Source organism: Janthinobacterium sp. BJB426 (assembly GCF_002735705.1).
In the GTDB taxonomy this organism is placed as follows: Bacteria; Pseudomonadota; Gammaproteobacteria; order Burkholderiales; family Burkholderiaceae_D; genus Janthinobacterium.
This window is the reverse complement of record NZ_PDZL01000005.1, coordinates 29,293-49,016: the sequence shown is the minus strand read 5'-3', so window position 1 is coordinate 49,016 and position 19,724 is coordinate 29,293. Positions and strand designations below refer to the sequence as shown.

21 protein-coding genes are annotated in these 19,724 nt (G+C 63.3%); 6 read left to right on the top strand and 15 right to left on the bottom strand.

The window, feature by feature from the left end; genetic code table 11:
* The first annotated feature begins 22 nt into the window (after window positions 1-22).
* The 4 genes from flgK to CSQ93_RS10130 all read left to right on the top strand — a co-directional run bounded on the left by flgK (window position 23) and on the right by CSQ93_RS10130 (window position 5,200).
* Complete coding sequence (gene flgK, locus CSQ93_RS10145) at window positions 23-1,990, top strand: flagellar hook-associated protein FlgK (RefSeq protein WP_099377947.1); 1,968 nt, start codon at window positions 23-25, stop codon at window positions 1,988-1,990.
* A 52-nt stretch (window positions 1,991-2,042) separates the two neighbouring features.
* On the top strand, window positions 2,043-3,284 hold the full coding sequence (flgL, locus tag CSQ93_RS10140) for a flagellar hook-associated protein FlgL (RefSeq protein ID WP_199534339.1): 1,242 nt from the start codon (window positions 2,043-2,045) through the stop codon (window positions 3,282-3,284).
* Window positions 3,285-3,448: 164 nt separating this feature from the next.
* Window positions 3,449-3,892, top strand: a complete 444-nt coding sequence (locus CSQ93_RS10135) for a MarR family winged helix-turn-helix transcriptional regulator (protein WP_099377946.1) — start codon at window positions 3,449-3,451, stop codon at window positions 3,890-3,892.
* A gap of 48 nt (window positions 3,893-3,940) precedes the next feature.
* Entirely contained in the window at window positions 3,941-5,200 is a 1,260-nt protein-coding gene (locus CSQ93_RS10130; RefSeq protein WP_099377945.1) for an MFS transporter, read from the top strand.
* A 9-nt stretch (window positions 5,201-5,209) separates the two neighbouring features.
* Here CSQ93_RS10130 and CSQ93_RS10125 read toward each other — a convergent pair whose 3' ends face one another.
* Entirely contained in the window at window positions 5,210-6,106 is an 897-nt protein-coding gene (locus tag CSQ93_RS10125; protein ID WP_099377944.1) for a LysR family transcriptional regulator ArgP, read from the bottom strand.
* Between the two features lie 73 nt (window positions 6,107-6,179).
* Between CSQ93_RS10125 and CSQ93_RS10120 the strand changes: the two genes are divergently transcribed.
* Window positions 6,180-6,824 carry a LysE/ArgO family amino acid transporter gene (locus tag CSQ93_RS10120; RefSeq protein WP_099377943.1) on the top strand — a complete coding sequence of 215 codons (645 nt, stop codon included), beginning with the start codon at window positions 6,180-6,182 and terminating at the stop codon, window positions 6,822-6,824.
* 9 nt (window positions 6,825-6,833) lie between these two features.
* Here CSQ93_RS10120 and fliR read toward each other — a convergent pair whose 3' ends face one another.
* The 13 genes from fliR to fliF form a co-directional block, all read right to left on the bottom strand.
* Window positions 6,834-7,694 (bottom strand): flagellar biosynthetic protein FliR, encoded by an 861-nt coding sequence (gene fliR / locus CSQ93_RS10115; RefSeq protein WP_099377942.1) that lies wholly within the window; start codon window positions 7,692-7,694, stop codon window positions 6,834-6,836.
* Window positions 7,695-7,710: 16 nt separating this feature from the next.
* Entirely contained in the window at window positions 7,711-7,980 is a 270-nt protein-coding gene (fliQ, locus tag CSQ93_RS10110; RefSeq protein ID WP_035821365.1) for a flagellar biosynthesis protein FliQ, read from the bottom strand.
* Between the two features lie 10 nt (window positions 7,981-7,990).
* Entirely contained in the window at window positions 7,991-8,749 is a 759-nt protein-coding gene (gene fliP, locus CSQ93_RS10105) for a flagellar type III secretion system pore protein FliP (RefSeq protein WP_369812289.1), read from the bottom strand.
* Between the two features lie 7 nt (window positions 8,750-8,756).
* Entirely contained in the window at window positions 8,757-9,356 is a 600-nt protein-coding gene (fliO, locus tag CSQ93_RS10100) for a flagellar biosynthetic protein FliO (protein WP_099377940.1), read from the bottom strand.
* The gene (fliN, locus tag CSQ93_RS10095) at window positions 9,353-9,787 is read right to left on the bottom strand and encodes a flagellar motor switch protein FliN (protein ID WP_034754038.1); all 435 of its coding nucleotides are present in this window, start codon (window positions 9,785-9,787) and stop codon (window positions 9,353-9,355) included. Before fliN ends, fliO begins: the two co-directional genes overlap by 4 nt.
* A 51-nt stretch (window positions 9,788-9,838) precedes the next feature.
* Window positions 9,839-10,825, bottom strand: coding sequence for a flagellar motor switch protein FliM (gene fliM, locus CSQ93_RS10090; RefSeq protein ID WP_034754035.1), 987 nt, complete (start codon window positions 10,823-10,825; stop codon window positions 9,839-9,841).
* A gap of 6 nt (window positions 10,826-10,831) precedes the next feature.
* Entirely contained in the window at window positions 10,832-11,344 is a 513-nt protein-coding gene (fliL, locus tag CSQ93_RS10085) for a flagellar basal body-associated protein FliL (RefSeq protein ID WP_035821361.1), read from the bottom strand.
* 186 nt (window positions 11,345-11,530) lie between these two features.
* Window positions 11,531-12,832: a flagellar hook-length control protein FliK gene (locus CSQ93_RS10080; RefSeq protein ID WP_099377939.1), complete on the bottom strand. Its 1,302-nt coding sequence runs from the start codon at window positions 12,830-12,832 to the stop codon at window positions 11,531-11,533.
* Between the two features lie 19 nt (window positions 12,833-12,851).
* Complete coding sequence (gene fliJ / locus CSQ93_RS10075) at window positions 12,852-13,292, bottom strand: flagellar export protein FliJ (RefSeq protein WP_035821358.1); 441 nt, start codon at window positions 13,290-13,292, stop codon at window positions 12,852-12,854.
* 32 nt (window positions 13,293-13,324) lie between these two features.
* On the bottom strand, window positions 13,325-14,641 hold the full coding sequence (gene fliI / locus CSQ93_RS10070; RefSeq protein WP_233516143.1) for a flagellar protein export ATPase FliI: 1,317 nt from the start codon (window positions 14,639-14,641) through the stop codon (window positions 13,325-13,327).
* Window positions 14,642-14,730: 89 nt separating this feature from the next.
* Window positions 14,731-15,432 carry a flagellar assembly protein FliH gene (locus CSQ93_RS10065; RefSeq protein WP_099378174.1) on the bottom strand — a complete coding sequence of 234 codons (702 nt, stop codon included), beginning with the start codon at window positions 15,430-15,432 and terminating at the stop codon, window positions 14,731-14,733.
* A gap of 43 nt (window positions 15,433-15,475) precedes the next feature.
* Entirely contained in the window at window positions 15,476-16,474 is a 999-nt protein-coding gene (gene fliG, locus CSQ93_RS10060) for a flagellar motor switch protein FliG (protein WP_034754023.1), read from the bottom strand.
* Window positions 16,467-18,182: a flagellar basal-body MS-ring/collar protein FliF gene (gene fliF, locus CSQ93_RS10055; RefSeq protein ID WP_099377938.1), complete on the bottom strand. Its 1,716-nt coding sequence runs from the start codon at window positions 18,180-18,182 to the stop codon at window positions 16,467-16,469. Before fliF ends, fliG begins: the two co-directional genes overlap by 8 nt.
* A 327-nt stretch (window positions 18,183-18,509) precedes the next feature.
* Between fliF and fliE the strand changes: the two genes are divergently transcribed.
* On the top strand, window positions 18,510-18,812 hold the full coding sequence (gene fliE, locus CSQ93_RS10050; RefSeq protein WP_217916886.1) for a flagellar hook-basal body complex protein FliE: 303 nt from the start codon (window positions 18,510-18,512) through the stop codon (window positions 18,810-18,812).
* Window positions 18,813-18,955: 143 nt separating this feature from the next.
* On the opposite strand, the gene CSQ93_RS10045 is transcribed toward fliE, so the two are convergent.
* Complete coding sequence (locus CSQ93_RS10045) at window positions 18,956-19,717, bottom strand: flagellar brake protein (RefSeq protein ID WP_233516132.1); 762 nt, start codon at window positions 19,715-19,717, stop codon at window positions 18,956-18,958.
* Window positions 19,718-19,724: the final 7 nt, after the last annotated feature.

Below are 19,724 nucleotides of genomic sequence, written 5' to 3'. Positions count from 1 at the left end.
TGACGGTAACCAATAAGACACCATGACTTCGAATCTACTCAGCATCGGTAAGAGCGGTTTGCTTGCAGCGCAGGTGGGCCTGTCGACGACCGGGCATAACATCACCAATGCCAACGTGGACGGTTACAACCGCCAGGTGGTGCTGCAGCAGACGGCGCAGTTCAACAATGCCGGTTATGGCTTTGTTGGCAATGGTACCGAGGTGTCGCAAGTCAAGCGCCAGTACGACGGTTTCATGGCGGCCCAGGTGAATGGTGCGCAGTCGGCCACCAGCTCGCTCGACGCGTACTACACGCAGATCAGCCAGATCGACAATATGCTGGCCGACCCCACGGCCGGGCTGTCGCCGGCGATGGCCGATTTCTTCAAGGGCGTGCAGGATTTCAGTTCGAATCCCTCGTCCGTGTCGTCGCGCCAGGCATTGCTGTCGAGCGCAAACTCGCTGACCGCGCGCTTCCAGGGCCTCAGCGCCCGCCTGACGGAAATCGGCGACGGCGTCAATTCGCAGATCACCTCGAACGTCAAGGTGATCAATTCCTACGCCAAGCAGATCGCGGAACTGAATACCTCGATTACCAACCTGACCGTGAATGAAAGCAATCAGCCCAACGATTTGCTGGACCAGCGCGATCAGTTGATCACGGAACTGAACAAATACGTCAAGGCAACGGTTCAGCCGGGCGCCGGCAATTCGATTACCGTCTCGATCGGTTCGGGCCAGCCGCTGGTGGTGGGCGACAAGAACTTTGAACTGGCCACCACGCCGTCGCCGACGGACCCGAACCGCCTGGATGTCGGCTATGTGACGGGTTCGAGCATCACCAAGCTGTCGGAAAGCTCCCTCAGCGGCGGCTCGCTGGGCGGCTTGCTGGAATTCCGCAGCGGCAGCCTGGACCGTATCCAGAATTCGCTGGGCAAGGTCGCCATCGCACTGGCTTCCACCTTCAATGAGCAGCACAAGCTGGGCCAGGACTTGAATGGCGACATGGGGGCCGACTTCTTCAAGTTGCCCGATCCCGTCATCGGCGCGGATTACCGCAACAATGCGACCAGCACGACCACGCTGTCGGCCAAGGTCAGCGATCCGACCAAGCTGACGGCCAGCGACTATGCCGTCAAGTATGACGGCGCCAATTACGTGGTGACGCGCCAGAGCGACGGCGCGAAAACGACCATCAACCCGTATCCGCAAACCGTGCCGCAGACCATCGACGGCGTGGATTTCTCGATCACGGGTGCGGCTGCCGAAGGCGATAACTTCATGGTCAGACCAACCGCGCACGGGGCTTCCGACCTGGCCGTGGCGATTACCGACCGCAACAAACTGGCCGCCGGCGCGCCGATCGCCACGGGCGCGCCCGTCAGCAACACGGGCAGCGGCAAGCTCGGCCTAGGTAGCGTGGACAAGGCGTATTTGACGCCGGGTAATGCCTTGACGAGTACCGTCACCTTGACGTACGACAAGGCGACCACCTCGCTGTCGGGTTTCCCGGCGGGCCAGGCCGTGACGGTGAAAGGCTTGAACGGCGCGACCACCACGTATCCGGCCGGTACGGCGAATATTCCGTACACGGAAGGCGACAGCTTCAGTTTTGGCGGCATCAACTTCAACATGACGGGCGCGCCCGCGCAGGGCGACAAATTCACCATCGCGCCGAACTCGGGCGGCGTGGGCGACAACCGCAATGCCGCCTTGCTGGCGGGCTTGCAGACGAAAAACATTCTCGATGGAGGCAAGGCCACGTTCCAGGGTTCGTACGCGGAAACTGTCAGCTATGTCGGCAACAAGACGCGCGAAGTACAAGTCAGCGGCCTGGCCAGTCTTGCACTGTTGCAACAAACCAGCACGCAGCAGCAAGCCGTCTCCGGCGTCAACCTCGATGAAGAGGCGGCCAATCTGTTGCGCTACCAGCAAGCCTACCAGGCTTGCGGCAAGGTCATGCAGATCGCCAGCACCCTGTTCGACGTGGTCATCGGCCTCGGACGTTAATTATTCAGGCGGCGGCGCATAGCGCCCCGCCGCCATCAGGAAGGGCAGCATCATGCGTATCAGTACCAAAATGATCTATGACGCGGGCAGCACGCAGCTGAACAATCTGCAGGGTGCCTTGAACCGCACCCAGATGCAGCTGTCGGCGAATCGCCGCAACCTGACGCCGGCCGACGATCCGATCGCCTCGGCGCGCGCGCTGGAAGTGACGCAATCGCAATCGATCAACACGCAATTCGTGACGAACCGCTCGAATGCCAAGAATTTTCTCTCGCAGGAAGAGCTGGCCCTGGCCAGCACCACCTCGCTGATCGCCGACGTGCAGGACCTGGTGCTGAAGGCCGGTAATCCGGCCTTGAAGGATATCGACCGCCAGAGCCTGGCCACGGAGCTGAAGGGTCGCTTGACGGACCTGATGGGCATCGCCAACACGTCCGATAACGCGGGCGGCTATCTGTTTTCCGGCTACAAATCGACGACGCAACCGTTCAGCCAGACGCCGGGCGGCGCCACCTACGTGGGCGACCAGGGCCAGCGCGAGCTGCAAGTGGGGTCGGCCCGCTTCCTGGCCACCAGCGACTCGGGCGCGGCAGTGTTCGAGAACAATTTGACGGGCAACGGCAAGTTCACCACGGCGGCCGATCCAGGCAACTTCACGCGCGGCGGCGCCGGCATCATTTCCGGCGGCACCGTCACCGATCCCACCAAGTTGACGGGCCACAAGTACACGATCGACTTCCAGGTGACGGGCACGGGCACGGATGCCAAGACGACCTATACCGTGACGGACGTGACCCTGGGCCAGACCATCCCGAATCCCGCCGTACCGGTGGCCTATAAATCGGGCGACGCCATCAACTTTGACGGCCAGCAAGTCAATGTCGCGGGCAAGCCGGCCGACCTGGACAAGTTCACCCTGGAGCCCAGCGGCAAGGAATCGATCTTTACCACGATTACCAACCTGATCGGAGCACTAGGTGAACCTGCCTCGGGCGACGCAGGGCAGGCGCGCCTGACGGCCAGCCTGAACGCGGCGCACGATATCCTCGATACGGCCTACGATAACGTGCTGTCGGTGCGCGCGGAAGTCGGTTCGCGCCTGAAGGAGCTCGACACGCTCGACAGCGCCGGCGACGACCTCGACCTGCAATATGCGAGCACCCTGTCCGGCTTGCAGGACCTGGACATGGTGAAGGCGATTTCCCTGTTCAGCCAGCAGCAGATCACCCTGCAGGCGGCGCAGAAGTCCTTCACTTCCATCTCGGGCTTGTCGCTGTTCAACTACATCAGCTAAGCGATCCGCATCGGATGGCCGGCAAGCCGGGGCAGGGAGGAGATCTCCCGCCCCGGCTTTTTTGCGTCCGCAAGATGGCCGTCTTGATAAGATATGCAGGCAAACTGTGCAGTCTACCTGCATATGTGTTATAGTAGGGGCCGTTGATCCACCACACGGCTACCATGACCACCCCGCAAGAAGACCACGAACAAGTCCTGCAACTGGCCGGCGAATTGCGCATCCTGGTCGGCAAGTTGCGCCGCCGCCTGCGCGAAGAGGCGCACCTGGGCGATGTCAGCATGTCGCAGGCATCCGTGCTCAGCCGTCTTGAACGCGACGGCCCGGCCACTGCCAGCAGCCTGGCGCGCGCCGAAGGCATGCGGCCCCAGTCGATGGCAGCCACCGTGCAAGCCTTGACGGAAGCGCAGATGGTGACGGGTTCGCCCGATCCGCTTGATGGCCGGCAAACGCTATTGACCCTGACGGACAGCTGCCGCGCCTGGATAGCGGCCAGCCGCGCCGCGCGCGAAGACTGGCTGGCGCGCACCATTGAAACCCGGCTCACGCCGGACGAAGTCATCGAACTGAACCATGCGGTGGCATTACTCAAACGCTTGGCGGAGTGATCCGCTGAATTTTTCACCACGACCCCGGCAAGGAGCCCGCACGCCCAGATGAACAACACATTCCGTTCGCTACGCATTCCCAATTACCGTATCTGGGCCGGCGGCGCCCTCGTGTCGAATATCGGCACCTGGATGCAGCGCACGGCGCAGGATTGGCTGGTGCTGAGCGAGTTGACGCAGCACAATGCCAGCGCCGTCGGCATCGTCATGGCCTTGCAATTTGGCCCGCAACTGCTGTTGCTGCCCCTGACGGGCATGGCGGCCGACTTGCTGGATCGCAGGAAATTGTTGTTGTGTACGCAGGCGGCCATGGGTTTGCTGGCGCTGGGCCTGGGCTTGCTGTGCATCAGCGGCCTGGTACAACTGTGGCACGTGTACGTGTTTGCTTTCCTGCTGGGCTGCGTGACGGCCTTCGATTCGCCCGTGCGCCAGACTTTTGTTGCCGAAATCGTTGGCGAGGAAGATTTGACGAACGCCGTGGCGCTCAATTCCACCTCGTTCAATGCGGCGCGCATGCTGGGCCCGGCGGTCGCCGGCTTGCTGATCAGCAGCGTCGGCAGCGGCTGGGTCTTCATCATCAACGCCGTCTCGTTTGCCGCCGTGATCGGATCGCTGTTGCTGCTGCGCGTGGAATTGCTGCGCCGCGCGCCGCGCCTGAAGGCCACGCGCGCCAGCCTGGGCGAGGGATTCCGCTACGTGCGCCAGCGGCCCGACCTGATGGCTATTTTGCTGATGCTGTTCCTGATTGGCACCTTCGGCCTGAACTTCCCGATTTTCCTGTCGACCATGTCCGTGACGGCCTTCCATGCGGGCGCCGGCCAGTATGGCGTGCTCAGTTCCATCATGGCTTGCGGCTCCGTGGCCGGCGCCTTGCTGGCGGCGGGGCGCGGCCAGCCCACCCTGGCCTTGCTGCTGGGCGCCGCAGCGCTGTTCGGCCTGGCGTGCGCGCTGGCCGCCGTGATGCCCAATTACTGGCTGTTCGGCATGATGCTGGTGGTCATCGGCATTGCCGCGCAAACCTTTACCACCAGCGTCAACAGCAGCGTGCAACTGTCGACGGCGCCCGCCATGCGGGGCCGGGTCATGGCCATCGTGCTGGCCATCTCGGCGGGCGGCACGCCGCTGGGCGCGCCCATCGTGGGCTGGGTAGCGGATACCTTCGGCCCGCGCTGGGCGCTGGGTATAGGCGCACTCTCGGGCCTGGCGGCGGCGCTGGTCGGCGTGCGCTACCTGGTCAAGCATCACCAGCTGCGTTTGAATGTCGACCTGCGGCGCTGGCGCTTCGCGCTCAGCAGTGACCAGCCCTGAGGCTGCCAATCAGGGCTGCAGCAGGCTTGTGCGGGCGGCGGCCAGGATGGCGCCGCTCAAGCCATCGAGCAGGCTGGACGCGGCACGCGCCGTATGCCAGTGCAGGGGCACGTCCAATGGCGTAGCGGGCAGCAGTTCCACCAGGGTGCCATTGTCGAGATGGGGCTGGATCAGCGCCTGCGGGTGCAAGCCCCAGCCCATGCCGGCCAGGCCTGCCGTGACGAAGGCGTGCGACGAAGGTAGGGCATGGCGCGGCAATTCCACGTGCCGGTGGCACAGGCGGCGCACCCAGCGCGATTGCAGCTCGTCCTTGGCATTGAAGACGAGGCTGGGCGCCAGCGCCAGGCTGGCGGCGCCCACGCCGTGGGCAAAATGCCGCTGCACGAAGGCGGGACTGGCGGCCGCCAGGTAGCGCATGGCACCCAGCGGACGGCTGTTGCAGCCTGATGCGGGCCGGGCCGTGGCGCTGACGGCCGCCAGCACGGCACCGCTGCGCAGCCACTCGGCCGTATGGTCCTGGTCGTCGACGGCCACCTGTAGCAGCACCGGGTATTCGGCAGCGAAGGCGGCGATGGCGGGCGCCAGCCAGGTGGCCAGGCTGTCGGCATTCACGGCGACGGGCACGCTGGCGCGCGAGGGGCCTTGCGCTGCCAGCGCCGGCAAGGTCCCCTGCAAATCCTGCTCCAGCAATTGCACCTGGTCCACGTGCTGGCACAGGCGCCGGCCCGTTTGCGTGGCGCGGCAGGGCTGGTCGCGTATCACCAGCGCGCAGCCGACGCGCTCTTCCAGCAGGCGGATGCGCTGCGAAATGGCCGATGGCGTCACGTGCAAGGCGCGCGCCGCGCGCTCGAAACTGCCTTCGCGGATGACGGCGGCCAGCGCGGCGAGGGCGGCATAATCGAGCATGAATGAAGTTTTCCTTAACTGGCTGTAGAAAAGGTAGTTTGCCTTCATTTCGTGGGGCTGGCAAGATCGCCGCATGACACTCCCGACCGCCACCACACCACTGGTTTTTTCCGTCTTTCTCCAAGGCATGACCCTGGGCTTGGGACTCATCGTTGCCATCGGTTCGCAAAACGCTTTTGTCTTGCGACAAGGCTTGCGCCGCGAACACGTGGGCGCCATCGTGCTGTTTTGCGCCCTGGCCGACGCGGCGCTGATTGCCGCCGGCGTCCTGGGCATGGCCAGTGCGCTGGGGCAGCGTCCCCTGCTGGCCAGCGCGCTGGCGCTGGGCGGCGCCGCTTTCCTGGCCGTCTACGGTTGGCAGGCCCTGCGGCGCGCGCGCCGGCCGCAGCAGTTGCGCGCGGCCGAAGGCGGGGCGCAACTGGGCCTGGCTGCCATCCTGGCGCAGGCGGCGGCGTTTACCTTGCTCAACCCGCATGTGTATCTGGATACGGTATTGCTGGTGGGAAGTATCGGCGCGCAGCAGCCGGGCGCGTTGCGCGCCTGGTTTATTGCCGGCGCCAGCGCGGCCAGCCTGCTGTGGTTTGCCTCCCTGGGATTTGGCGCGCGCTGGCTGGCGCCGTGGTTTGCGCGGCCCCGGGCCTGGCAAGTGCTCGATGGCTTGATTGGTATCACCATGTTCGTGCTGTCGGCGCTGCTGCTGCGCCACGCGCTGGGCTGATACTTCTGTTCAGCGCGCGGCTGGCAGCGGTGCCGGTGGCGCCGGGCGCAAGGGATTCGGTGGTACGGGCGGCGCAGGCCGGTCGCGCGTGGCAAAGCCGCGTGGCAGCAAACGCGCCGTTTCTATGCCGCGCAGGAACATGTTCTGGAACGGCGTGGCCAGGTAGGGCAGGACCATGCCGATCACCAGCAAGCCCACGCCCAGGGTAACGGGAAAACCGATACCGAAAATGTTCAGCTGCGGCGCGGCCCGCGTCAGGATGCCCAGCGCCACGTTGGTCAGCAGCAGGGCCGCGATGATGGGCAGCGAAATTTGCAGGCCGGAACGAAAGATTTCCCCACCCCAGGCCGCCAATTGCTGGAAACCACCACCGCTGATGGGACTCGATGAAATCGGCAGGCTGACAAAGCTTTCCGCCAGCGCCGCCAGCAAGACCAGGTGGCCGTTGACTGTCAGAAACATCAAGGTGGCCAGCATGACGAGGAACTGGCTGATGGCGGAAGAGCGGCCCTTGGTTTGCGGGTCGAAGAACGAGGCGAAGCCCAGGCCCATGGTGAGACTGCTGATTTCACCGGCCATTTCGATGGCGGAAAACACGATGCGGATGGAAAAACCCATGGCCAGGCCCACCAGCATCTCTTGCGTGAGAATCAACAAGCCTGGCAAGGACATCGGGTTGACGGCAGGCAAGGCCGGCACGGTGGGGGCGATGATCATGGCCAGCAGCGCGCCCAGGGTCACCTTGACGGTGGCCGGCACGGCCGCGTTGCCGAACAGGGGGGCGGCCGCGATCAGGCCCAGGATGCGGCTAAGTGGCCACAGCAGTGCTGCGATCCACGTGTTCAGTTCGATGCTGGACAGGGTCAGCATGGCAACAGCGACTGCACTAGCCCACCAGGTTCGGGATGCCGGTAAACACCTGGCGCATGTAGTCGAGCATGACGGACAGCATCCACGGGCCGGCCACGACGAGGGCGACGAAAATGCCGACCAGTTTGGGAATGAAGGACAGGGTCGCCTCGTTGATCTGCGTGGCCGCCTGGAAGATACTCACGATCAAGCCGATGATGAGGGCGACGAGCAGCATGGGCGCGGCCACCATCAGCGTGATTTCCATCGCATGGCGGCCCAGGGTCATGACGCTTTCGGGTGTCATCGTACTTCCCCTAGTAAAAACTCTGTGACAGCGAGCCCAGCAGCAACTGCCAGCCATCGACCAGCACGAACAGCATCAGCTTGAACGGCAGCGAAATCGTCGCGGGCGACATCATCATCATACCCATCGACATCAGCACGCTGGCGACCACCATGTCGATGATCAAAAACGGGATGAAGATGGCAAAGCCGATCTGGAACGCCGTTTTCAGCTCGCTGGTGACGAAGGCGGGCACGAGGATGCGCAGCGGCACGTCTTCCGGGCCTTGCAGGGCCGGCGAGCGCGACATCTTGGCAAACAGGGCCAGGTCGGCCTGGCGTGTCTGCTTGAGCATGAAGGTTTTCAGGGGATCGACGCCCTTGTCCATCGCCTGCTGCATGGTGATTTTGTTTTCCTGATAAGGAAGATAGGCATCCGTATAAATCTTGTCGAACACGGGACCCATGACGAACAGAGTCAGGAACAGGGCCAGCCCCACCAGCACCTGGTTCGGCGGCGCCGATTGCGTGCCGATGGCCTGACGCAGCAAGGACAGCACGATGATGATGCGCGTAAAGCAGGTCATCATCAGCAAGGCCGCCGGCAAAAAGGTGAGCGACGTCATCAGGATGAGCGTCTGCACTGGCAAGGAATAATTCTGTCCCCCGCCCGGCGCCGGCGTGCTGTTGAAGGCCGGGATGCCCGGCTGGGCCATGGCCCACAGCGGCAAGGCCAGGGCGGCTGCCGCCAGCAGCCAGGTCAGGGGAGTCTTCAAGGTGGACCACGCCATCTGCTGCTTATTTCCCATTGCGTTTTTCGATGGTCTGTTTCAGCCACTCGGAAAAATTGGCGGCCGCGGGGCCGTTTTGCGCCGTGGCCAGTTGCGGCAGATCGCCTTCCTGGCGCGGCATGGTGGCCAGCGCGTTGATACGGCCGGGCGAGGCGCCGACGACGATCCACTGGTCGGCCACTTCGACGAGGACGATGCGTTCGCGTCCGCCCAGGTTGAGCGAGCTGACGACGCGCATCTTGTTGTTGCCGCCCATCACCTTGGGGCCATAGCGTTTCATGAACCAGGCCAGGCCGATCAAGAGGGCCAGCACGAACACAAGCGCGAAGATAGTTTGCAGCAGGCTGCCGGCCGAGCTGGTCGGCGCCATCGTCATCGGTGCGCCTGGCGGCATGGCCGGCAGGGCGGCGGCAGGCGAGGCAGCAGCTGTAGTGGCAGGTGAGGCTGCTGGCGCCGCTGCGGCAGGCGGTGTCTCGCTTGCCAGCGCGACGGAAGCGCTGGCGGCGCTGGCCGCCGCTGGTGCGGACGCGGCTGGCGCTTCAGCCAGGGCAATGCTGCATGCCGCCAGGAGCGGCAGCACAGTGGAAATCAACAGGCCAGGCTTCATTTATTCAATTTTCGGATGCGTTCGGAAGGCGTGATGATGTCGGTCAGGCGGATGCCGAACTTGTCATTCACCACCACCACTTCGCCCTGGGCGATCAGGCAGCCGTTCACCAGCACGTCCATCGGTTCGCCGGCCAGGCCGTCGAGCTCGACCACGGAACCCTGTGCCAGCTGCAGCAGGTTCTTGATGGCGATCTTGGTGCGGCCCAGTTCGACCGTCAGCTGCACCGGGATATCGAGGATGAAATCGATATCGTTGTGCGTTTCCGACTTCGATGCCTGCTTGGAAAAGTCCTTGAACACGGCGGCGCTGGCCGCGCTGGCCGTATTGGCGGCCTGGTTCTGCAGCGCTTCGGCTTCCGCCTTGGCCTGCTCGGCAATGGCCGCGCCCCAATCGTCTTCCGCGCTTTGGTCGTCTTGGTTGTCAGACATGTGTTTCTCCTGTTGTACAGATACGGACCGCAACGCGGCCCGGGTATTTATTTAGTGGTTATTCATGTTATCGGCATTGGCCAACAACTTTTCAACCTTTAAGGCATATTGTCCGTTCAACACGCCATACGTGCAATCCATCACGGGCACGCCGTCGACGGTCGCGGCGATCAGTTCGGGAATATTCAGCGGGATGATGTCGCCCACCTTCATGTTCAGGATTTCATCGAACGACACGCGCGCCGTGCCCAGCGAGGCCACCAGCTCGACTTCGGCGATCTGGATCTGCTGCGTCATCAGGCGGATCCAGCGCTTGTCCACTTCCAGCGCCTCGCCCTGCAGGCTCGAGGTCAGCGAATCGCGGATCGGCTCGATCATCGAATACGGCATGCAGAAGTGGATTTGTCCGGAAACGGAGCCCAATTCCACCGTAAACGTGGACGCCACCACCACCTCGTTCGGCGTGGCGATGTTGGCGAACTGCGTGTTCATTTCTGAACGGATATATTCGAACTCGACGGGGAAGACCGGTTCCCACGACTTGGTATAGGCTTCGAAGACGATGTCGAGGATGCGCAGGATGATGCGCTGCTCCGTCTGCGTAAAGTCGCGCCCTTCGACGCGCGTATGGAAGCGCCCGTCGCCGCCGAACAGGTTGTCGACCAGCAGGAACACGAGGCCCGGATCGAAGACCATCAGGGCCGTGCCGCGCAGCGGCTTCATGTGCACCAGATTCAGATTGGTCGGCACCACCAGGTTACGGATGAACTCGCTGTATTTCGACACGCGCACGGAACCGACCGACACTTCGGCGCTGCGGCGCAGGAAGTTGAACAGGCCCACGCGCAGCAGCCGGGCGAAACGCTCGTTGATAATTTCCAACGTCGGCATCCGGCCGCGCACGATGCGCTCCTGGGTTGCCAAGTTGTAGGTACGAACTCCCGTGACATCTTCCGGCGCCTGCGCGTCGTCCTGGTCTCCGTTGACGCCCTTGAGTAGGGCATCGACTTCTTCCTGGGAGAGGAAATTATCGGCCATGGCTGCTTATTGAATGATGAATGCGGTAAATAATACGTCCGTCACGTCTTGCTCCGGCCCTTTGTCCTCGAACGGCTGGTTCACCTGATTGATGATTTCGGCCGCCAGTTGCTGCTTGCCTTCCACGGTATTGAGTTCGGACGCCTTCTTGCCGGACAGCAGCAGCAACAAGCGGCTGCGCACTTTCGGCATGTTGATCTTGATCAAGTCCATTTCTTCCGGGCTGCTGGCCTGCAGGGTAAACGCGATTTGCAAGTATTGCTCGCCATTTTCCGGCTGCAAATTGACGGTGAAGGCATCGATGGGCACGAAGACGGGCGGACCTGCCTTGGAAGCGGCATGTTTTTTCTTGCTCGGTGCCGATTCTTCTTTATCGGCCTTGCCATGCAGGAAGTACCAGGCGGCACCGCCACCGATACCGCCAGCCACCAGCACCGAGGCCAGCACGATGATCAGAAGCTTCTTTTTCGAGGCGCCGGCGGGAGCCAGGCCTGCATCTGCTTTCGGATCTGCTTTCATTTTTGGATTTGCTTTCAATGGTACTCGAGTGCATGGAAGTGGATCACGACGCCATTATGTCATTATCGGCAAATTCTGCGCAGAAGGATGCAGTGAAAAGAGGGCGGAAGCGCCCTCAACTCGCTGTTTTTAGACGAAAAGTTACGCCGTGGGGCGCGCCAGTGGCTTGCGGACGACGAATTGACCTCAGGCAAAGGTATCCACGGCACTCAGGCTGGGCCGGCTGCGTCCGCCTGTCGCCGGCGCGATGGCGATCTCGCCACCCGATGCGCCGCCACCCTGGCCATTGCCACGGCGTCCGCCAGATGCTTCCCGGTTACCCTGGTCCTGCTGTTCCGGCGTGCCGGCCGAGACGGTGGCGCTGCCAAAGGCGATGCCCGCTTCGCTCATCATCTCGCGCAGGCGCGGCATGGCCGCTTCCAGCGCCTGGCGCACTTCCGGCTGGGCCGACATGAAGGCGGCATCGGCCTGGTCATTGGTGACTGTCAGTACCACTTGCACGGGTCCCAGGTCGGGCGGATTCAGGGTCAGGGTGGCGCTCTGGTCGCCGCCAGCCGCCATCCACACGACTTTCTGTCCCAGCTGCTGGTCCCAGGCCGGCGTGCCGACCCGGCCCGTCAGCTTGTCGGCCGGCACGGCCACGGCGGCCGCAGCCTGCTGCAGCGCGCCCGGCTGCAACTGGGCCGCCAGGCGGTTCAGGTCGGCAGGTGTTTCCTTGAGGATCGGTTCGGCCACGGCGGCGCCCGCCTTGGCGGTGGCTGCCAGCTGGGCGTCGATGGCCAGCTTGCCCGGTTCGGCCTTGCCGGTCGGCACGCTGGCGCCCGGTGTGGCGGCTGCCTTGCCCTGGGCCTGGCCCAGGCTGTCGGCAAAGTCGCCGCTGTCGGCTTGCGCGGCGGCGGTGGCGGCAGCCTTGCCGCTGCCCTGGCCCACTGCCAGCAGGGGGCCTGTTGCCGGATTCTTGCCCTCGGCCTTGACGCTGGCGCGCGCCGGCAGTTCCGGCGCGGCCTTGGCGGCGGCGGCTGCCGGTGGCTGGATGGCCAGCTGGATGCTGCCTACGAGGGCCAGCATTTCGGCGGCCGGATCGGCTGGCGGCGTGACTGTCGCGGCGGGGGCGGCAGGCACGCTGGCCTCGGCCGGGGCGCTGTCGGCGGTGTCTGGTGTCGCTGCCTCGCTCGATTGCGCGGGCGGCTGTTCGCTGCTGGCCGCCTGTTCGGTGCCTGCTTGCGCCGCTTTCGCTTCGCTGGCTGGCGCCTGGGCGGGTGCCTGCGTGGCGGCGGGGCTGGCGGGACGAGCTGCCGGTGCCGGCGCCGGCGTTTGTATTTGCGCTTGCGCCATATTGCGGCTGACCTGGCGCTGCTCGATCTGGCGGTTCAGGGTGCGCTGGAAGTCGCCCGCCGTGCTGCTGGTGGACGGCTGGCTGCGGTTGGCGGCGCCCGGCGTGGCGTTGGGCGAGATAATCTGGGAAATCGGTGTTGGCTGGGTTTGCATGATGCTGCCTCAGTGTTGCTTAGCGTTTGTAATAGGCTTGTCGCGCCGCGTGCTCATCCATTGCTTTCTGGTCGCGCTTGTTTTCCAGCTTCAGCGCCTGTTCCTGCGCCCGGTTGTTCAGGGTGGTGTACGACATGCGCTTGCGTTCGGCCAGTTGCCAGCGCATCTTTTCATTGTCGCTGCGCGCTTGCGCATGTTCGACTACTTGCTGCTGGCCCAGGATGGCACTGTCGAGCTTGACCATGAAGGCCTGGAAGTTGCGGTAAGCCATGGGCGTAATGCCGCTGCTCATGCTTGCCTCGAAGCGTTTGGCGTAGTCGTCGCGGTAGCCGGACAGCATGTCGAGCTTCTGGCGGCAATCGTCGAGCGCTTTCAGGGCCGCGCCCAGGCGCTTGGCGCAGTCATCCGTTTCGCGCTGGGCAAGGTCGATCAGGGTTGCAAGTTGGGAAGGAGAAGCCATGGCTGATTATATTCCCGCTATGCAAGCCCTAATCAGTCGAATAGAGCGGTAAGTTGCCCCAAGCTCTCGTCCATGCTGACCCGCTCCGTGATTTGCTGTTGCAAAAACGCCTCGATCTTTTCATGCAGGGCGATGGCCTGGTCCAGCACGGGGTCGGTGCCGGCGCTGTAGGCGCCCACGCTGATCAGGTCGCGGCTGCGTTCATAACGCGAATACAGCTGTTTCAGCTTGCGCGCCTGCTGCTGGTGTTCGTGCGTGGTGATCGAGTGGGCGGCGCGCGAAATCGATTGCTCGATGTCGATGGCGGGATAATGACCCGCTTCGGCCAGGCGCCGGTTCAGCACGATGTGGCCGTCAAGAATCGCGCGCGCCGAGTCGGCGATCGGGTCTTGTTGGTCGTCGCCCTCGGTCAGCACGGTGTAGAAAGCCGTGATCGAGCCGCCGCCTTCCTCGCCATTGCCGGCCCGCTCCACCAGCACGGGCAGCTTGGCGAAGACGGATGGCGGATAGCCCTTGGTTGCCGGTGGCTCGCCGATGGCCAGGGCGATTTCGCGCTGCGCCATGGCGTAGCGGGTCAGCGAATCCATGATCAGCAGCACGTTTTGCCCCTGGTCGCGGAAGTGTTCGGCAATCGCCGTCGCATACGCTGCGCCCTGCAGGCGCATCAGCGGCGGCGTGTCGGCCGGCGCGGCCACGACAACGGAACGGGCCAGGCCTTCGGGGCCGAGGATTTGTTCGATGAATTCTTTTACTTCGCGTCCCCGTTCGCCGATCAGGCCGACGACGATCACGTCCGCTTCCGTGTAGCGGGCCATCATGCCCAGCAGCACGCTTTTACCGACGCCGGAACCGGCGAACAGGCCCATGCGCTGGCCACGGCCCACGGTCAGCATGGCGTTGATCGAGCGCACGCCCACGTCGAGCGTGTCGACGATGGGGGCGCGGCCCAGCGGATTGGCGGGGCGTACATTGATGGGGGCGCTATCGGTCGTGTGCAACGGACCGAGCTGGTCGAGCGGGCGGCCCGCACCGTCGAGCACGCGGCCCAGCAGTTGCGGACCCACGGGCAGGTGGCGCGCGCGGTCGCTGGGGCGGCGGCGCGGGTGCGCCACGCTGCCGGGGCGGGGAATGGCCGGTTCGACGGAAAACACGCGCGTGCCGGGCACGATGCCCTCGACATCGCTTTGCGGCATCAAGAACAGGCGTTCGCCCTCAAAACCGACCACTTCCGCCTCGACCCGGCCGCCATTCGGCAGCGGCACGGTGCAGGCGGCGCCGACGGCCAGGCGCAAGCCCACGGCTTCCATCACCAGACCGGCCACGCGCGTGACGCGGCCTGAAATCTGCATCGGTTCGACAAAGCCGACCACGGCCGAACAGTCGTTCAGGTAGGCGCGCCAGCGCGCCGCATGGGCAGTCGGGCCTTTGACGGGCTCGCTCACGGCGCCAGCCAGTCCAGGTCTTTGCCCAGCGCGTGCGTCAGGCGGTGCCAGCGGGTGGATGTCTGCGCGTCGATCTGGTTGCTGGCCGTGTCGATCTTGCAACCGCCGCGTTCCACGCTGGGGTCTTCGATGACACGCCAGCCACCCTTGTCGAGCTCATCACCGATGCCGTCGCGCACCACTTGCGCGTCTTCCGGGTTGAGCATCAGCAAGGCTGGTTGTTGCAGCACGGGTAAGTATTCGATGGCTTCGCGCACCATCGGCAGCATCAGTTCGGGGCGCACGGGCAAGGCCGTCTTGAGCATGCCCTTGGCCAGCTGCAGGGCCAGCTCCATCACGTCATTGGCGATCAGGTCGTCGGCCTGCTGCACGGCCGTGCCGAAGTCGACGGCGATGGTTTGCAGGTGCGCCAGTTCCACGGCGGACGCCGCCTTGCCTTGCGCATACGATTCGGCATGGCCATCGGCATGCCCGGCCGCGTGGCCTTCCGCATAACCGGCCGCACGGCCTTCGTCGAAGGCCGTGGCGCGCGCTTCCTCGCGGATGGCGTCGAGTTCTTCCTGCGTCGGGTATTCGAGCGGCGGGGCCAGCTCTTCCTCGTGCAGTTCGGCAAAGGGGTCGAACTCCGGTTCGGGATCCGGTTCCAGCAGCTTGCGCGCCGCCACCACGCTGGGACGCTCGTCGCCAAACGAGGTCATTTCCCAGCGCTGGTAGGCGGTTTGCTGCTCTTTGGGAATCAAGTTAGACAAACGAATCCTCGCCTTTTCCGCCTAGGACAATCTGCCCCTCGTCCGCCAGGCGGCGCACGATCTGCAGGATCTGTTTCTGCTGCGATTCCACTTCCGACAGGCGCACGGGGCCTTTCGACTCGAGGTCTTCGCGCATCATCTCGCCGGCGCGCTGCGACATGTTCTTGAAGATCTTGTCGCGCAGCTCCTGCGAGGCGCCTTTCAGGGCGATGATCAGCATTTCCGACTGCACTTCGCGCAGCAGCAACTGGATGCCGCGGTCGTCGATATCGATTACGTTGTCGAACACGAACATTTCGTCCATGATCTTTTGCGCCATGTCATTGTCGTAGTTCTTGATATTGTCCATGACGGAGCCTTCCTGCTCGCCGCTCATGAAGTTCAGGATCTCGGCCGCCGCGCGCACGCCGCCCAGCGACGATTTCTTGATATTTTCATTACCGGACAGCAGTTTCGTCAGCACGTCGTTGAGTTCGCGCAAGGCGGCTGGCTGCACGCCGTCCAGGGTGGCGATGCGCAAGACGACGTCGTTGCGCAGGCGGTCCGTGAAGTGGCCGAGGATTTCGCACGCCTGGTCGCGTTCCAGATGGACGAGGATGGTGGCGATGATCTGCGGGTGCTCGTTGCGGATCAGCTCGGACACGGATTGCGAATCCATCCACTTCAGCGATTCGATGCCGGACGCATCTTTGCCGCCCAGGATGCGCGACAGCAGCACGGACGCCTTGTCGTCGCCCAGCGCCTTGGTGAGCACTTGGCGGATGTATTCGTCCGAATCCAGGCCGACGGTGGAGTTGAGTTCCGTCTGCGCGCGGAAGTCGCCGAGCACCTCGACCACCTGCTCGTGCGCGATGCCCTTCATGGTGGCCATGGCGGCGCCCAGTTTCAGCACTTCGCGCGGCCCGAGGAATTTCATGACCTCGGCCGCTTCGCTCTCGCCCAGTGCCAGCATCAGGATCGATGCTTTTTGCAGTCCCGTTGTCTCAGTCATTATTGCCTATCCATGCTTTGATTACGTTGGCCACGACGCGCGGGTCTTCCTGCGCCAGTTTCCTGGCCATCGCCAGGTTTTCGCGATAACCGCGGGCCGTATCTTCTTCCAGTTCTTCCAGCTCCGCTTCGCTGAGCAGGACTTCGTTTTCTTCGCCGTCCTTGCTCAATTCCGGCTCGATGACGGGCGGCGGGGCGCCGAAATCGTCGATCTTGCGCATCACGGGGCGCAGCATCGGACGCACGATCTTGATGAAGATATACAGCAGGATCAGGGCCGTGATGAGGAATTTCGCCAGTTCCTTGGCCAGCGGCAAGTTGGCCGGGTCGCGCCACCACTCCAGCTTGCCTTCCGGCGCGCGGTCGATGCCGTCGAAGGGCGAGTTGGCCACGCTGAAGCTGTCGCCGCGTTCCTTGTTGTAGCCCATCGCTTCCTTGACCAGATTATTGATCTGGACCATTTCGGCAGGGGAAATTGGCTTGACCGTAACCTTGCCATCCTTGTCGAAGCTGCGGCGGTAGTTGACGACGACGGCCACCGACAGGCGGCGCAAACCACCCATGGATTTCTGCTCGTAGCGCACGGTCTTGTCGACTTCATAATTCGTCGTCGATTCCTTCTGTGTCGGTGCCGTCGGCGCGCCGCCCGGTGCGCCAGGCGCTTCGGCCGTCAACGGGGCCGTCGCCACGCCTGGTGGCTGGTTCGACAGCGCGCCCGGCACGCCGGAAGGGTTGGCATTGCCGGCGCCCGTCGATTCGCTCGTTTGCTGGCTGCGGATGGTGGACGCTTCCGGCGGCGAGTTCGGCTTGTAGGTTTCAGCCGCCTGCTCGCTTTGCGAAAAATCAACATCGGCCGTCGCTTCGGCGCGTACATTGCCTTCGCCGACGATGGGCAGCAAGATCGATTCGACCTGCTTGATCACGCTTTGCTGCAATTGTTGCACGTACTTCAGCTGGTTCGGGTCCAGACTCTTGATGCCGTTGGCGCGGTCCTTGTCCTTTTCCTGGTTCGACAGCAGGGTGCCGGCCTGGTCGACCACGGTGACATTGATCGGCAGCAACTCCGGCACGCTGGAAGCCACCAGGTGCACGATGGCGCTCACCTGCAACTGATCGAGGCCACGGCCCGGATGCAGGTTCAGCAGCACGGACGCCGTCGGTTTTTGCTGTTCCCGCACGAAGACGGATGGTTTGGGCAGCGCCAGGTGGACACGCGCCGTGTCGACGGCGGAGACGGATTCGATCGATTTGGCCAGTTCGCCTTCCAGCGCGCGCTGGAAATTGACCTGTTCCAGGAATTGCGACACGCCCAGCTTCTGGTTTTCCATCAGCTCGAAGCCTACGTTGCCGCCCTTCGGCAAGCCTTGCGCGGCCAGTTTCAGGCGCGCGTCGTGGACTTGCTCGGACGGTACGAGAATGGCGCCGCCGCCTTCGGAAAACTTGTGCTTGATGCCCAGCTGGTCCAGCGACGCGGTGATGGCGCCGCCGTCGCGGTCCGTGTAGTTCGAGAACAGGACTTTGTATTCGGGCGGCTGGTTCCACATGTACAAGGCCACGCCGATGGCGACCAGTGCCGCCACGCCCAGGCCGCGCAGGAAATTCTTGCCCATCGGCGTCTTGGCGAAGGCTTGCACGGACTCCACGGGCGAGCGGGCAGGCGCCGGTTCCGGGGGTATGCGGTTCACATCGATTTCTTCGGCTACAGCCATGATTGCCTTCCAGGGCGCGTATGTTTGGTAATGAGCGGGGGCCGCTTCCTCGGGAGGAGGGGCGATATGCAGAATTATCCGCCACTGTCACGCGCTTCAATCGTCCAAATAGAAGGCGCTTTTGCCGCCTGCTCGGCCGAGCGGCTGGCGTTGGCGCTGGTATTGTGGAACCCTGGCAACATGTGACGGAAGTTATTGTACCCGTCGTTGCCTTGCAAGCCAGGGTTTTGTTCTCTGGGTGCAACAGGCATGGAACAGATATGAAGCAGACCAGAATCGGGAGGCAAAGTGAAAACAGGCGGTATCGATAGCAGCAGGATCGAGGCGATGATCGCGCAACTGAAGTCGGCGGCCACGCGGCCGGAGGCGAAAATACCGGCGATCCAGACCGAGCTGCCAGCGGCAAAGGTGAATTTTGCCGATGCCTTCAAGAGCGCGCTCGACTCCGTGAGCGGCGCGCAAAAGGCCTCGTCGGCCCTGGGCCAGCGCTTTACCATGGGCGACGAAAAGGTCAGCCTGTCGGACGTGATGGTGTCGATGCAAAAGTCGAGCATCGAATTCCAGGCGACGGTGCAGGTGAGAAACAAGTTGGTTTCTGCATATCACGAGATCATGAATATGCAGGTTTGATACAGGCAAGTGTATTGCTACGTCACGAACGCCTTACAAAACGTAGCGAGCGGAAGCTAGTTGTGGCCGAGAAGCGGAACTGTACTCTAGTACAGTGAGCATCGCAGGCCGCAAATGGCGACGCGCAGTAGGTTTGTAAGGTGTTAACCCAACCCCGCCATGCGGGCGTTGCGCTCACGCTCCAGCCGCGTGATATAGCGCTGCACGTGCGCCAGCATGCTGCGCGGCAGGTCGACGAACTGGCAGCCGAGGCGGCGGTTCAGCTTGTTGTTCAGCAAGGTCATGTCCAGCGAATTGCGAATTTGCAAAGTCGCGGTGACGATGCCGACGTCGGGCAAGTCGATGCGGCAGCCGGGATAATCCCTGCCGATGGTCTCGCCCAGCATCAGTTTATTGTCGAGGATGGCGATGCCGCCGCAGCTGATGTCGGCCAGCGGGAACAGGGTGTCGGCGCCACCCAGTGAGGGCGGCAGGGGGATCGCCACGCGCACGGGATTGCTCACGGGCGTCGTCATGCGGTAATACTCGCGCCGCTGCAGGCGGATCAGTGTTTCTGGAATGGCAATTTTCAAGGCGGGCGTGCCGCCGAAATGGCACTCTTCCACCAGGGCGCTGGCAAACAGGATGCGGATCTTGTCGAGCGAGGTTTCAAACGAAATGCCCTTGGCGGCCAGCATGCGCCGGTTCTGGTCGGCGTTCACGGAACGGTCGAGGATGACGGTATCGTGCTCGGCATCGACTTCCAGGATGGAAGTGACGCACACATCGGATTCACCGTGGATCAACATGCGGATCAGCTGGTTCTTTTCACTGATGCTGCGTAGCAAGGCGATGATTTCCCGCCGCGATTCCACTTCAAAATCATGCCAGTTTTCGAGGCCGGAATCCATAATATGTGCTTGCATTGATGCC

Coding starts and splice junctions, on each gene's coding strand:
- fliQ (WP_035821365.1), bottom strand. CDS start 7,980: ATGACACCCGAAAGCGTCATGACCCTGGGCCGCCATGCGATGGAAATC.
- CSQ93_RS10080 (WP_099377939.1), bottom strand. CDS start 12,832: ATGCAAACCCAGCCAACACCGATTTCCCAGATTATCTCGCCCAACGCC.
- CSQ93_RS10130 (WP_099377945.1), top strand. CDS start 3,941: ATGAACAACACATTCCGTTCGCTACGCATTCCCAATTACCGTATCTGG.
- fliE (WP_217916886.1), top strand. CDS start 18,510: ATGATCGCGCAACTGAAGTCGGCGGCCACGCGGCCGGAGGCGAAAATA.
- fliP (WP_369812289.1), bottom strand. CDS start 8,749: ATGGCGTGGTCCACCTTGAAGACTCCCCTGACCTGGCTGCTGGCGGCA.
- flgL (WP_199534339.1), top strand. CDS start 2,043: ATGCGTATCAGTACCAAAATGATCTATGACGCGGGCAGCACGCAGCTG.
- fliN (WP_034754038.1), bottom strand. CDS start 9,787: ATGTCTGACAACCAAGACGACCAAAGCGCGGAAGACGATTGGGGCGCG.
- fliM (WP_034754035.1), bottom strand. CDS start 10,825: ATGGCCGATAATTTCCTCTCCCAGGAAGAAGTCGATGCCCTACTCAAG.
- fliI (WP_233516143.1), bottom strand. CDS start 14,641: ATGCAGATTTCAGGCCGCGTCACGCGCGTGGCCGGTCTGGTGATGGAA.
- CSQ93_RS10120 (WP_099377943.1), top strand. CDS start 6,180: ATGACACTCCCGACCGCCACCACACCACTGGTTTTTTCCGTCTTTCTC.
- fliF (WP_099377938.1), bottom strand. CDS start 18,182: ATGGCTGTAGCCGAAGAAATCGATGTGAACCGCATACCCCCGGAACCG.
- CSQ93_RS10045 (WP_233516132.1), bottom strand. CDS start 19,717: ATGCAAGCACATATTATGGATTCCGGCCTCGAAAACTGGCATGATTTT.
- fliL (WP_035821361.1), bottom strand. CDS start 11,344: ATGAAAGCAGATCCGAAAGCAGATGCAGGCCTGGCTCCCGCCGGCGCC.
- CSQ93_RS10065 (WP_099378174.1), bottom strand. CDS start 15,432: ATGACCTCGTTTGGCGACGAGCGTCCCAGCGTGGTGGCGGCGCGCAAG.
- fliJ (WP_035821358.1), bottom strand. CDS start 13,292: ATGGCTTCTCCTTCCCAACTTGCAACCCTGATCGACCTTGCCCAGCGC.
- CSQ93_RS10125 (WP_099377944.1), bottom strand. CDS start 6,106: ATGCTCGATTATGCCGCCCTCGCCGCGCTGGCCGCCGTCATCCGCGAA.
- CSQ93_RS10135 (WP_099377946.1), top strand. CDS start 3,449: ATGACCACCCCGCAAGAAGACCACGAACAAGTCCTGCAACTGGCCGGC.
- fliO (WP_099377940.1), bottom strand. CDS start 9,356: ATGAAGCCTGGCCTGTTGATTTCCACTGTGCTGCCGCTCCTGGCGGCA.
- fliR (WP_099377942.1), bottom strand. CDS start 7,694: ATGCTGACCCTGTCCAGCATCGAACTGAACACGTGGATCGCAGCACTG.
- flgK (WP_099377947.1), top strand. CDS start 23: ATGACTTCGAATCTACTCAGCATCGGTAAGAGCGGTTTGCTTGCAGCG.
- fliG (WP_034754023.1), bottom strand. CDS start 16,474: ATGACTGAGACAACGGGACTGCAAAAAGCATCGATCCTGATGCTGGCA.